This is a genomic window from uncultured Umboniibacter sp. (genome assembly GCF_947497555.1).
Lineage (GTDB): Bacteria > Pseudomonadota > Gammaproteobacteria > Pseudomonadales > DSM-25080 > Umboniibacter.
Window position 1 is genome coordinate 1 of record NZ_CANMGY010000019.1, and the last position, 12,842, is coordinate 12,842.

Sequence of the window (12,842 nt, forward strand, 5' to 3'; positions counted from 1 at the left end):
CAGAAGTGAAACGTTTCATCGCCGATGGTAGTGTGGGGTTTCCCCATGTGAGAGTAGGTCACCGCCAGGCACTTAATTAAAAAGAAACCCCAATCCGCCTAGCGGGTTGGGGTTTTCTTTTATGGGCATGTCTTTAGCTCTCAAGAGGCTGTTTGTGCGTTGCTTAATTGTACCCAGCTAGAAACCTTGGTACTGTCGATGTTTAACAATTAGTCACCAGCAAGGGATGCATGGAGTCAGCACTTATATTTCTTGATCCGAATACGGATCTAAGCCTTCAAGCCCATATTCGTCAAAAAATGGTAGAAGCCATCGTTTCCGGTGTTTTCCCCGTGGGTAAACGACTCCCCTCGTCGCGTAAATTGGCCGAGCAGTTGAGCGTAGCTCGCAATACTATTGTACTCGTCTACGAGCAACTCATCGATGAAGGCTACGTGGTATCACGTGAGCGCTCAGGTATCTTCGTCAATGCTAAATTCCTTGAAGGTCGAGTAGGGTTTGATGGCAATCTGGTATCAGAGCGGCGTGAGTCTGCTAACTGGTCCCGAGTTGTCCGTCGCCAGGCTGTCCACAAAAAACAGTTCGAGACGCCGCCAAATTGGCAACGTTTTCCCTATCCTTTTTTAGATGGAGTTTTTGATCAATCACTCTATCCTGCCAAAGAGTGGCGAGAAGCATCACGCCAAGCTTTGACGATTGGTCAAATTAAGCAGTGGGCCAGCGAGACTGGCGGTGCTGATGATCCTATGTTGATTGAGGAAATTCGTACTAAGATCCTTCCCCGCAGAGGAATTCAGGCTAGCTCTGATGAAATAATGATCACAGTTGGCGTTCAGCAAGCTCTGTATCTTCTGAGTAATATGCTGGTTGACTCAACAACTAGTGTTGCGGTTGAAGATCCAGGTTTCCCAGGGTTCCGTCATGTGATTGAGCATTCGGGTGGTAGAGTCATCCCCATCGACGTCGATGATGAGGGAATGCAGGTTACCCCGGCCGCGCGACGTGCCGACATTGTTATGACCACGCCAAGTCATCAAATACCCATGGCGGTGACGATGAGTATGCCAAGGCGTCATGAATTATTAGCAAGCGCTCAACTTAACGATCAAGTGGTCGTTGAAGTCGACTTCGAATTGGAAAGCAATTATTTAGGCAAGCCTCATCCTTCGTTAAAAGGATTGAGTGCTGAAGATCGAGTGATATACGTATCAGGTCTGTCTAAACTTTTAGCGCCAGGCTTAAGGCTGGGCTTTATTGTCGCCCCGAAGGAGGTTATCAAACCGCTACGTCGACTTTCTTCACTGATGGTTAAGCATCCACCACTGAATAATCAACGCACCGCAGCATTCTTTTTATCATTGGGTTATTACGATTCGTTTATCAATCAGTTACATCGAGAGTTTGAGCGCAGATGGATTGCGCTTCGACGCGCCGTTAACTACTACCTGCTGCCCTTTGTAGATGTAGCGCCGGCACAGGGCGGTACTGCATTGTGGTTGAGAGTGTCTGATGATGTCGACGTTGGTTATTTGGCGCAAGCAGCGGCGGCGCGCGGGATATTAATTGAGCCAATTGGCGATTACTTCGCGGACCAGCAGGCGGGGCAAAATTATTTTCGCTTAGGGGTGACAAGTATTCCCGAAGAACGTATTCGAGAAGGGGTGGATCAGCTTAGAGATCTCATTGAATCGGTTTCTGAGGAGCGCGTGGAGTCATTGGCTGATGCGCAAGGAGTGCGGCTATCGGGCGAGGAGATTATTTCTCGGTTAGCTGGGAAGACGATGCTTTGTCCTATAGCCTATGGTGATCCCTGCGCCATAGATATTCAGAGTGATGGGCAGTTAAACGGCAAAGCTGGCTACGCGAACGAGGATTGTGATAGCGGTGAGTGGTGGATTGAAGGCAGCTATTGGTGTCGCCGTTGGACTCGGTGGGCTTGGGGTGAAGCCGGCAGGTACCATGTAGTCTTGCTTGATAATGTCTTCAAACTCTTTGACGAACAGGGGCGATTAATTGATCAGGGCATCCTAGTTAATAGTGATACCTTAGCAACCACTTCCGAGGACGATCGGCTTCAGGCAACCAACTGGACTAAAACGCAAGCGTTATCTGGCTCTAACGCCTAGCTTGCTAAACCGCTGTAATAGAAAGTAACAATAAAACGATAATTTTCTATTAGGTGGTGTACATGAGTCACTTCTCCATCGCGGGCCTTCAGCTTGAGTTGACAGCCGGCGACAATCGCCGGCAAATCAAAAAAGAAATTCTAAAAACCAAAGCCATTTTCCCTTGGGTGGATATGATCATCTTGCCCGAGCTTGCCAGCTTTGGGACTAACCCCGAGCTCGCGGAAAACCATCCGAGTGAAACTGAACAATTCTATTCGGAGCTCGCTAAAGAGCTAGCTATATGGCTAGTTCCTGGATCGATGTTTCAGCGAGAAGGCGAGGATGTTTTCAATGTTGCTCCAGTCATTAACCCTGAAGGCGAAGTGATTGCGCGTTATCGCAAAATCTACCCCTTCTACCCCTATGAAAAAGGGGTTAGCTCAGGTGACAAGTTCGTCGTCTTCGATGTACCGAATGTCGGTCGATTTGGCGTCAGCATTTGCTACGACCAGTGGTATCCAGAGGTTACACGTAATCTGACTTACTTAGGTGCTGAAGTCATTATTTGCCCCACTCTAACTGGCACCATTGATCGCGAGGTCGAACTGGCGATCTCTAGAACAAATGCCACGATTGGCCAGTGTTATTTCTTGAATGTGAATGCTGCAGGAGAGTTAGGTGTTGGCCAATCAATACTCTGTGGGCCGGATGGTGCGGTACTTCATCAAGCCAGTATTGGTAGGGAATTAATGCCTATTGAACTGGACCTTGAGCATGTCCGCCGTGTGCGTGAGCGCGGCATGTTCGGCCTAGGGCAAACCATCAAAAGCTTCCGAGACAACCCCATTGTGTTCGACTGCTATCAGCCAAACGCTGACAAGCAAAAGGCATGGTCTTCGTTGGGTGAGCTTGAAGTACCTAAACAGTTGAAGCGCTAACTGGACTCATAAATTGCGGTCAACTGGTACTACTCGTAAAAAACGCGATTCGATAGTTTAAATAAACATCAAAGGGATATGACGCTGGTACTAGGTCAATACGATAAGAATTATATTTAGTGGAGTGAATAACCATGGTTGGTAATCGTTTTCAAACAAATCAGTTGGCGGCAGCTATTGCTACCGTCGCAACACTCGGGGTAAGCGCTGTAGCGACGGCTCAAGAAGCAGGTATGCTAGAAGAGGTGGTCGTAACAGCCTCGGCACGAGCGCAAGCCGTGGAAGACATCCCCTATAACATTTCATCCATGAGTGGCGATCAGATTGAAGCGCGGAATATTACTGACCAGGCTGAGCTACTGCGCTCGATGTCTGGGGTCTCGGTAGTCGATCGCGGTTACCGCAACTCAGGTACGGTAAACAGTATTATCATTCGTGGTCTTAACGTTGATAACGGTCTGAACGGTGATATCGCGTTAAACGCGGTACCAACGGTTTCAACCTATGTTAACAACACGCCGCTTTATGCCAACTTTGTTCTTAAGGATATTGAACGCGTTGAAGTGCTTCGTGGCCCGCAGGGTACTCTTTACGGTTCTGGTGCCCTAGGGGGTACGGTTCGTTACATTACCAATGAGCCTAGCACTGAAGGCTTCGAAGCAAAAATTTCGGGCGACTACAGTGTGACCGATGGCTCGGAAGGCAATAACCAAAACATTGATGCGATGGTGAATATCCCAATGGGCGATAGCTTAGCTCTTCGCGCCAGTGTAGGTCGTATCGAGAATGACGGTATTGTAGATTACGTTAACGCTTATCAAACTAATTCCTATGGTGAGCCACTGGTCGATACCGGTTCCGGCTGTGAAGACCCTCGCTCGGCCTCAGACGCCGATGTCATCAGCAGCGGCGCTTGCTACGAGAAAGTTGAAGATGCTGACTGGGTTTCTATCGACTACGCCAAGTTAGCGGTTAAGTGGGATCTATCTGATACCTTTAGCGCAACGCTTAGCTACCAAACTCAAAGTGATGAAACGGGCGGCCGCCGAGCGGTAACGCTTGGTAATAATGGTCAGCCGGCAGGCTCGGCGCTCTACTTCGAGTACGGTAAGTACGACTCGGGTCAGGTTCTATTGGAGCCAAGCGAGCGTGACGTAGAGTTGACCTCACTGGATCTGGAGTGGGACCTAGGTTTTGCTACTTTAACGTCCAACACCTCTAACTATGACCACACCGGTCGCGGCGATAGTGATAACGGTGGTCTATGGGTATCAGGTGGTCAAGTTGATCCCGCTGCAAGTCGCGACTGGATTGACACCTTCGGCTACAGCGGTTGGCCTCGACCAGCACAGCGTGCTGAGCGTGGTTACGATGACTCGGCGCTAATTCAGGAGTTCCGCTTGGTTTCAAATGATAGTGATAGTGCTATCGACTGGTTGGTTGGTGCGTTCTACATGGACCAGGACCAGCATGTATTCCAAAACAGCTGGAACCCCGGCATGAATGAGTATCAGCAATCCTGTGCTGCAACCATGGATATGTCCTGTGATGGCTTCTGGCCCCACGTTTGGTACACCGGGCAAACTCTGACAGAGCGTGACTTCGAGTACGCCCGTGACGTTTCCTTTAAAGAAACCGCAATTTACGGTGAAGTGACCTACAACTTTAGCGATCGTTTCCGTGTTACTGGTGGCTTCCGCTGGTTCGATAACGAGAGTGTCAACGACACCATTATGGGTTACCCGCTAGTGGAAGGCTGGACTTCACCAATGGTGCCTCAGTCTACGGATAGCGACTCTGACGTACTACTTAAGTTGAACGCTAGCTATGACATCTCCGATGGCATGATGGTCTATGGTACGGTTTCTGAAGGTTATCGTCGTGGCGGTGCTAACGCCGTGCCAAGCCTAGCGAATGGAGATTCATTCGGTGAGCCTAATGCCGAAGCAATCCGCAGTTACGATTCCGATAGCGTTATTAACTACGAGGCTGGTATTAAAGGTCGTTCGGATAGCATGTCTTACACCGTATCGGCGTTCTATGTAGATTGGGATCAACCACAGCTCAACACCACTACCGCTTGGTACGGCTTCTATGTAGCGATGAATGGTGAAGCGGCAAGCACCACCGGTATCGAAGCTGAAGTCGAAGGTTACTTAACGGATACCATGCGCTATCACGTTGGCTACACCTACGTACAGGCTGAGCTAGACGAAGATTTCATCAGCACTCAGACAGGAAGTTTAGTAGCGCCAGCCGGTTCGGTTCTCCCGAGTTCGCCCGATAGTGTTGTGTCATTGAGCTTAGAAGATAGTTGGGCGCTGACCCCAGGAATGGATCTTGTTGCCCGAGTTAATGCCTACGGTCAAAGCGAGTCAGAGAACTTTATTAACGAAGTTAGCTTGCAGAATCAAACCCACGACAGCTTCTTTATCCTGGGTGCTTCGGCAAGTCTAGTGACGGATAGCTGGACGGTTTCTCTGTACGGTAAGAACTTGAGCAACGAAGCCGGTGTAACCGGCGCCTTCCCCGAGGCCTACTGGAGTTACGATACGGGAGTTTTCGAGAACTGGTATGGTAACGGCAATCGTCAGTTTATCATGCAGCCACGTACAATTGGGCTATCAGCAAGCTACACCTTCTAGGTATAGTTGAGTTATAAAACTGGCAATCAAAAAGCCTCGGTTTTGGCCGGGGCTTTTTTTTCACCGCGAGAGACATAAATGGATCATTTGGCAGTGTCAAATTCAAAGGATATGAAAGTGTTGGAGCAGGAGCTTTGGAGCGCATTCGATCGAGGCGATTCCGCCGCTGCGTTACGCTTCGCTCAGCGATTAGGCCGAGAGTTTCCGCGTTTTGCTTCAGGGTGGTATTCCATTAGCCAGCTTGCATACCAGTTAAAGAATTATCAGTTGGCTCAGCAGGCGATTGGCAATGCATTGCAACTAGAGCCGAACTCAGCTGCCTATCAATTACAGGCAGCTAATATGCAGGGTGCTCAAGGTAATCTCGCCGCGGTTCGAGAGCGAATGAGTAAGTTAGCACTGCAACAGTTAAAAACACGCTATCAGCTAGAAACGGCCGCACGACTTTTAGTGGCGGTGGATGAACACCTTGAGGCGCTAAGCTTGTATCGCCAAGTTGTCGCGATCGGGGAGGCTGATGCCCAAGCCTATTTTAACGTGGCAACGGTCTGTCGATTTATCGGTAAGCTGGATGAGGCGCAGCAAATGCTGGCGGCCTGTTTAGCGCTTGCGCCTAAGCACACAGCCGCAAGGTTGCTTGATGCTGGGCTTCGAGCCAAGAGTTCTGATGATAATCAGGTAGAGCTACTCTCGCAATTAGTGGGAGACTATGAGTTGACCCCCCGTCAGCGTGTTGAGGCTGGCTATGGGCTGGCCAAAGAGCTAGAGGATTTGGGCAGTTATGGGTTGTCCTTTGAGCGGCTCAGTGACGCGGCAATGCTCAGGCGACAACATATTAACTATGATTTAGAGGCTGACCTCGCTACGCTCAGCGCTTTGTGCCAGAGCTCGATTGATACGAGTTGGCAGCCCACAGAGGATCGTTGGGCGGGAGAGGGGGCTATGTTCGTACTTGGCCTTCCTCGCTCGGGAACCACTTTGGTTGATCGGGTGCTTAGTGCGCACAGTGAAATTGTATCGCTAGGCGAACCCAACGCTTTTCCTATGGCGCTAAACAGCCTACTCATGAAGACGACTCACTCTTCAAAGCTGAGTCGACAGGAAGCAGTAAATGCCGCGGACAAGCTGAATAAGTCTGAGCTAGCGCGCTCATACCTTTCGGCAATCAATGCGTTACGGGGCGATAGCTCACGGTTCATTGATAAGCTGCCTATGAATTATCTCAATATCGGACTGATTATTAGCGCCCTGCCCAATGCGAAAGTTGTCTTACTCGAGCGCGCTCCGTTGGATGTTATTTACGCTATCTATAAGAATCTATTTGAAGATGCTTACCCGTTTTCCTATGACCTGATCGAACTCACTCGCTATTACATTGGCTATCGAAAGCTAATGCGCTATTGGCTGATGCAGGCGGGAGATCGAATCCACACACTAAGTTATGAGGCGCTAGTGTCACAGCCGGAGGAAACGATCCGCTCGTTGGCGGACTACTGTGAGCTGAGCCTTGAGAAGCCCATGCTCGCCCCGGAAAGCAATCAAGCCGCAAGTACCACTGCTAGTGCGGCTCAGGTTCGGCAATCTATCTATCGCTCTTCCGTGGAGAAGTGGCGACATGTGGCCACAGAACTCGCGCCGGTCATTAAGTTGTTGGAAGATGAGGGGATTAATCCCTATCAGTATTAAAGTAATCGAAAAAAAGCGCTAACGCGTGAGAGTGATCCACTTAGACCATAACAATAATGAACGCCAATCAAGGATAAATACCCTATGACTCAGTTGTCGAGCAACGAATTAACACGCTCAGGATTCCCCAAACTAGAGCGTAACAGTGAATTAGCAAGACTACTGCTTGCCTTCCTGGCTACCGCGGGTATTTTCTACGTAAACATTATGCCCGCGTTAGTGGACGGGCTCATTGATGGCTTAGGCTTTAGCAATCAAGAAGCTGGTTTCGTAGGTTCGGCTAACGTATACGGTGCGGCTCTGGGTGCCTTTGGTGTGGTGTTCTTTATTAAGAAAATCAACTGGAAAGTCAGCGCTTACTTATTGCTTTGTGGCCTCATAGCAATGGATTTGCTCTCGATGCTAGTTTCATCGCCACTGATTATGATGGCTGCTCGTTTCATGCACGGAGTAATTGGCGGGGCGCTTGTAGGGATCGGTTTTGCGGTGATTGCCCGAACCACCAATGCCGACCGTACCTTCGGTTATCTACTGTCGGTACAGTTCGGTCTAGGCGGTGTAGGGCTCATGTATTTGCCGCCGTTGGTCCCGGAATACGGCACAACGGCACTCTTTTTAGCGCTCATAGCCTTCTCTGTGGTCACGCTACTGATGCTGCCATTTTTGGGGGACTATCACCCCGAGGAGTCAGCGGCGACGCCGCTTAAAAGTGTAGGTTCTAAACTCAGCAAGCCGCTGCTGTTGGTGCTGTTTGCCACCTTCTTCTTCCAGGCTGCGAATATGGCCGTCTATGCCTACATCATTGGTTTAGGTCGGGACGCAGGAATCAACATTGATGATATCAGTTCCGCGCTGGGTCAGGCGGCGTGGTTGGGGATTTTAGGGTCTGGCCTGGTGATTATCTTCTCAACACGCTTTGGCCGCGTCCTCCCCTTAACAGTAGGTATTCTGCTAACTGCGATAGGCACCTGGGCGTTTCACTTTAGTGAGCTTTTCTGGGTCTACTGGTGGGCGAACGTTGCGATAGGTATCACCTGGGCATTCGTTATTTCCTACCTGCTCGGCTTATGCGCGGAGTTTGATACCACGGGGCAGATGGCTGCGCTGGCTGGCTTCGCGTCGAAGATGGGCTTAGCGTCAGGACCTATGGCTGCTGCGTTAGTAGTAGGTGACGGTAACTATTCTATGATGCTCAACGCGGCGGTAGTATCGTTGATTATTTGCCTGTTACTGGTCTTGTCACCCGCTCGCTTACTAGACAAAGCCGAGTAGGCACGCCACCATAGCTCTATGAAGCTGATACATCACGGCGCCGCGAAGGGCGTAACAGGTTCCTGTCACGAGCTGCAGACTCCCCATGGAAGTTTACTGGTGGATTGCGGGTTATTCCAAGGTCGGGATAGGAAGCGCCATCGCGCTTCCGGCTTCAACTTCAATATTAACAGCATAGCTGTCCTCCTCGTTACCCATGTGCATATCGACCATGTTGGCCGTATTCCAGAGCTGGTGGCGAGTGGTTTTAGCGGCCCCATTTACTGCACGCGGGCTACTGCAGCGCTGCTGCCTGAAGTCTTAGAGGATGCGATACGTGTTGGTGTGAAGTTGTCGCGAGGTCTAGCAGCCGAACTTCTTGATCGCATTATCACGCTGTTAAAGCCCGTCGATTATGATCATGAGGTAGCTCTACCGGAGTTAGAGGGTACGATTCGTGTTCGCTTTCGTGTCGCCGGACATATTCTCGGCTCAGCATTCGTGGAGGTGTCTTCGCAACATCACTCAGTGCTCTTTTCGGGTGACCTAGGGGTCAAAAATTCGCCACTATTACCTGATGTGGCGGTGCCATCTAACTGCGACCTCGTGGTTATCGAGAGTACTTATGGTGGACGTCACCATGAGGCACGGGAGCAGCGGCACCGACGGCTCAAGTTAGCCCTCGAACGGAGTTTGGAAAACCAAGGTACTACTATTATTCCGGCCTTTAGTATAGGTCGTACCCAGGAGTTACTCTACGAACTAGAACAGATCTTCACGCAGGGTGACCCGCGCTGGGCTCGGATCCCTGTTGTGCTCGATTCGCCCCTAGCCGCCACCTTCACGCAAATTTATGAGCAATTCAGAGACCTTTGGGATGCCGAGGCAAAGGCTTTGTTTGGTCAGCAGCGTCATCCCCTAAGTTTTGATAATCTCATTTGTATTGATAGTTTCGAAGATCATGTGCAGTTGTTGAACCGGCTCCGCCAACGCGAGGAAAGCGCTATCGTCATTGCGGCGGGTGGCATGTGTGAAGGCGGGCGAGTCATCGACTTTTTACGAGAGCTCTTACCGTTGGCGTCTACGGATGTGCTTTTTGTTGGTTACCAAGCTTCCGGAACCCTCGGAAGGAAATTATTTCAGCGGGCATCGGAAGTGACCATCGATGGCGAGTTGGTAGTCGTCAATGCGAATATCTCATCGTTGGGCGGCTACTCTGCCCATGCCGATGAGCAGGGACTGGTCGAATTCATTGCCTCTATGGCCGCTCCGCCGAAGCATATTCGAATTATTCACGGTGAAGCTGATGCTCAGCGTGCATTAGGGCGACGAATTCGTCGCGAGTTTAAGGGTGTTGAGGTAAGCTTGGCGGTATTGCAGTCAGAATTAACATTGGATTGATCGCCCTATGGCTCTAGAAACTTATTCCCTATTACGTGAAATTCAAAATCACGAAGCAATTAGCGGTGCTGCGCTTGGCGATCGCTTCGGCGTCAGTCGAGCGGCGATCTCTAAGCGACTCAAGGAACTCGACGAGCTTGTAGAGACCTTTCCTTCTAAAGGTTATGCGCTGCGAAGTGGCTATCAACTGTTAAGGCTAGAGGCTGTCATCGCGCTGCAGTACCATCATCCCGATTGGCTCATCGACACGCGGTTAGAGGTTGGCTCAACCAATTCTATTTTGGTGGCGGAAGCGCGCGCTGGTGATGCTCGACCAAAGATATTGCTGGCTGAGCGACAAACTGCAGGGCGTGGTAGAAGAGGGAGGGAATGGCAGCAGCCTATTGGTACCGGCCTCTCTTTTAGTCTGCGTTGGCAGTTTGACGCAGGTTTCAATGTGCTCTCAGGGTTGAGTTTGGCGGTAGGAGTTTGGGTGGCCGAAGTACTGCAGCAATTTGGTTTCGACATCTCGCTAAAGTGGCCTAATGATCTCTACTACAACCAGGCTAAGCTTGGTGGAGTGCTCGTTGAAGTCGATGGTGATGTGGATGGTCCAGTGACTGTTGTTGTGGGAGTTGGTATTAATCTTTTAAAAACACCGACCGTCGACCAGCGGGTTACCCACCTAAATTGCTACGACAAGGACGAGCTATTTGTCGCGTTAAGTAATCGATTGATTCGCGGTCTAATGAACTATGAAGAAACTGGCTTTAGGCCGTTAAAGGATGCGTGGATGAACCGGGCTCTGTGGATGAATGAGTTGGTGACGGTCTCCTCAGCAGCGAATCAGCAGCAGGGGACGCTAAAGGGCGTTGATAGTGATGGCTCGTTAATAGTATTGATTGGCGATGAGCTGGTTCACTTTAGCGGTGGCGAACTCAGCTTGCGAGGAACTTCTTGATGCTAGAACTCGACATCGGCAACACCCGCGTTAAATGTCGCCAAGCAAGCGAGCCGACAAACATAATGGTCATCGATGATACAGCTAAGATGCCCGTTTCTGAGCGTGCCCGTTTTGGTTCTGTGCGGAGTGAGCAGCGTACGCGTGAACTGCTAGCGCCTTTAATTATGTCGGGAGTTGAGTGCCTTAGAGCTACCGTTGCGTCGGTTCCGGCACTACAGTGTGATTATGAGCAGCCTGAGCGCCTAGGCGTTGATCGATGGCTGGCAGCGCTCGGTGCCTGCGAGATCTACCACGAGGCTATCGTCGTTGACGCCGGTACGGCGCTGACCGTGGACTATATCGCTGAGGGAGTGTTTTATGGCGGCATCATTGCGCAAGGTGTAGGGTTGAGCGTTACCAACCTGTTGGCTGGAACAGATCGTGTGGGTACAGTTAGCTTTGAATCGCTGCCAAAGGTTCCGGCCAATACTGCTAGTGCAGTGGGTCTTGGTGCGGTTGCGCAAGCTGTTGGCTTAATTAAGTGGTTACAAGAGCGTTGGGCGCCTAACGCTCCTCTCGTTGTGACGGGTGGGGACGGACCATTATTAGTTCCCTATCTTGGTGAGCAGGTGCATTATCAGGAAGGCCTAGTACTGAACGGTTTGAAGCATGCAAAGTTCGAGGAGTTTAAATGAAGGCCATAGCACTAGCGCTGTTAATAGCCAATCTGATTCTAGCCGGCTGGTGGCTGAGTGCCAACGATAGTAACTCGGATAATGCCGCTATGCACAGTGAAGCAAATCCGGAAGTTTTGAGCTGTTACACCGTCAATATCTATGAGGCCGACGAGCTCGAAGTCCTTAGTGATGCAATCGATAAACTGAGTGGCACGATGCAGGTCAACGAATTCGATCAGTGGAAAGATGGCGACAAATGGTGGGTAGTTAGTGCCTCGGATACGACTGCGAGCTTGAATGACTATCGAAGCGTTGTATCAGGCGCCTTTGAAGTGACGACGGGGCCAAAAGTTGGCCAATACTCACTCGGAATTTTTAGCTCCGAAGCAAATGCGTTAACGCTACAGCGAGAATTAGGCGCCGCTGGGCTAAAATCTGAAATGTTGCTCTATCAGCTAAGAGAGCCTGCATGGCGCGTCATTATTAGTGCGCCGCAGGTTGAATGGCTTATTAATCGCTATCAGTTTGAATTTATTGAAAAAAAATCCTGTTGAGGGGTTGTTTTGGCTGCGGCGTTTAACTAATATACGCCTCGCTGAAAGGCAGTGAGGCTGGTGTAGCTCAGTTGGTAGAGCAACTGACTTGTAATCAGTAGGTCGTAGGTTCAACTCCTATCACCAGCTCCATTTTATAAGTTAAACAATTGATTTTTATCAAAATAATCGTTTGACTTATGGCCTGGTGTCGCTATGATGCACACCGCCCTGCAGGGGTTCCCGAGTGGCCAAAGGGATCAGACTGTAAATCTGACGCGCAAGCTTCGGTGGTTCGAATCCACCCCCCTGCACCATTTTTAAAAGTTGCCTTATTTGGGTATTAGGCGGGCATGGTACAATGGTAGAACCTCAGCCTTCCAAGCTGATGATGCGGGTTCGATTCCCGCTGCCCGCTCCAAGAATTTTTCAAATTTTGGATTAATGCTCTTATAGCTCAGTTGGTAGAGCGCGTCCTTGGTAAGGACGAGGTCAGCGGTTCAAATCCGCTTAAGAGCTCCAATTTTCAGTGGGAGGCTTGTAAAGCCTCCTTTTCGTGTCTTAATCATCCTGGTGAGGAATTGGTCAGATGGCTAAAGAAAAGTTTGAACGTTCCAAGCCCCACGTAAACGTGGGCACAATCGGTCACGTTGACCATGGTAAAACAACTCTAACTGCAGC

Annotated in this window: 10 protein-coding genes and 4 tRNA genes; all 14 read left to right on the top strand. The window is 50.2% G+C overall.

The features are described 5' to 3' along the window. The first annotated feature begins 230 nt into the window (after positions 1-230). Positions 231-2,126, top strand: a complete 1,896-nt coding sequence (locus Q0698_RS13100) for a PLP-dependent aminotransferase family protein (RefSeq protein ID WP_298637142.1) — start codon at positions 231-233, stop codon at positions 2,124-2,126. A gap of 62 nt (positions 2,127-2,188) precedes the next feature. Beyond that, a complete protein-coding gene (locus Q0698_RS13105) occupies positions 2,189-3,046 on the top strand; it encodes a carbon-nitrogen hydrolase family protein (protein ID WP_298637143.1) in 858 nt (285 codons plus the stop codon). A gap of 134 nt (positions 3,047-3,180) precedes the next feature. Beyond that, a complete protein-coding gene (locus Q0698_RS13110; RefSeq protein WP_298637144.1) occupies positions 3,181-5,691 on the top strand; it encodes a TonB-dependent receptor in 2,511 nt (836 codons plus the stop codon). Positions 5,692-5,784: 93 nt separating this feature from the next. Further along, positions 5,785-7,377 (top strand): tetratricopeptide repeat-containing sulfotransferase family protein, encoded by a 1,593-nt coding sequence (locus tag Q0698_RS13115; protein ID WP_298637145.1) that lies wholly within the window; start codon positions 5,785-5,787, stop codon positions 7,375-7,377. Between the two features lie 84 nt (positions 7,378-7,461). Then, positions 7,462-8,649 (top strand): MFS transporter, encoded by a 1,188-nt coding sequence (locus Q0698_RS13120; protein ID WP_298637146.1) that lies wholly within the window; start codon positions 7,462-7,464, stop codon positions 8,647-8,649. Positions 8,650-8,667: 18 nt separating this feature from the next. Continuing rightward, a complete protein-coding gene (locus tag Q0698_RS13125; protein ID WP_298637147.1) occupies positions 8,668-10,029 on the top strand; it encodes an MBL fold metallo-hydrolase in 1,362 nt (453 codons plus the stop codon). Between the two features lie 7 nt (positions 10,030-10,036). Continuing rightward, positions 10,037-10,969 carry a biotin--[acetyl-CoA-carboxylase] ligase gene (locus Q0698_RS13130; RefSeq protein WP_298637148.1) on the top strand — a complete coding sequence of 311 codons (933 nt, stop codon included), beginning with the start codon at positions 10,037-10,039 and terminating at the stop codon, positions 10,967-10,969. Further along, complete coding sequence (locus Q0698_RS13135) at positions 10,969-11,646, top strand: type III pantothenate kinase (RefSeq protein WP_298637149.1); 678 nt, start codon at positions 10,969-10,971, stop codon at positions 11,644-11,646. Before Q0698_RS13130 ends, Q0698_RS13135 begins: the two co-directional genes overlap by 1 nt. Further along, complete coding sequence (locus Q0698_RS13140; protein WP_298637150.1) at positions 11,643-12,182, top strand: hypothetical protein; 540 nt, start codon at positions 11,643-11,645, stop codon at positions 12,180-12,182. The genes Q0698_RS13135 and Q0698_RS13140 overlap by 4 nt, the downstream gene beginning before the upstream one ends. A 56-nt stretch (positions 12,183-12,238) precedes the next feature. Beyond that, a tRNA-Thr gene (locus tag Q0698_RS13145) sits at positions 12,239-12,314 on the top strand. Positions 12,315-12,394: 80 nt separating this feature from the next. Continuing rightward, positions 12,395-12,478 (top strand) — tRNA-Tyr (locus Q0698_RS13150). 30 nt (positions 12,479-12,508) lie between these two features. Beyond that, positions 12,509-12,582 (top strand) — tRNA-Gly (locus tag Q0698_RS13155). Between the two features lie 25 nt (positions 12,583-12,607). Continuing rightward, positions 12,608-12,683 (top strand) — tRNA-Thr (locus tag Q0698_RS13160). Positions 12,684-12,750: 67 nt separating this feature from the next. Continuing rightward, on the top strand, positions 12,751-12,842 hold a 92-nt coding region (locus Q0698_RS13165; protein WP_018694456.1), incomplete at its 3' end, for a GTP-binding protein.

What these genes read in the sequence shown, in the direction of transcription:
- Q0698_RS13100 (WP_298637142.1), top strand. Translation starts at nt 231, where the DNA reads ATGGAGTCAGCACTTATATTTCTTGATCCGAATACGGATCTAAGCCTT.
- Q0698_RS13105 (WP_298637143.1), top strand. Translation starts at nt 2,189, where the DNA reads ATGAGTCACTTCTCCATCGCGGGCCTTCAGCTTGAGTTGACAGCCGGC.
- Q0698_RS13110 (WP_298637144.1), top strand. Translation starts at nt 3,181, where the DNA reads ATGGTTGGTAATCGTTTTCAAACAAATCAGTTGGCGGCAGCTATTGCT.
- Q0698_RS13120 (WP_298637146.1), top strand. Translation starts at nt 7,462, where the DNA reads ATGACTCAGTTGTCGAGCAACGAATTAACACGCTCAGGATTCCCCAAA.
- Q0698_RS13125 (WP_298637147.1), top strand. Translation starts at nt 8,668, where the DNA reads ATGAAGCTGATACATCACGGCGCCGCGAAGGGCGTAACAGGTTCCTGT.
- Q0698_RS13130 (WP_298637148.1), top strand. Translation starts at nt 10,037, where the DNA reads ATGGCTCTAGAAACTTATTCCCTATTACGTGAAATTCAAAATCACGAA.
- Q0698_RS13135 (WP_298637149.1), top strand. Translation starts at nt 10,969, where the DNA reads ATGCTAGAACTCGACATCGGCAACACCCGCGTTAAATGTCGCCAAGCA.
- Q0698_RS13140 (WP_298637150.1), top strand. Translation starts at nt 11,643, where the DNA reads ATGAAGGCCATAGCACTAGCGCTGTTAATAGCCAATCTGATTCTAGCC.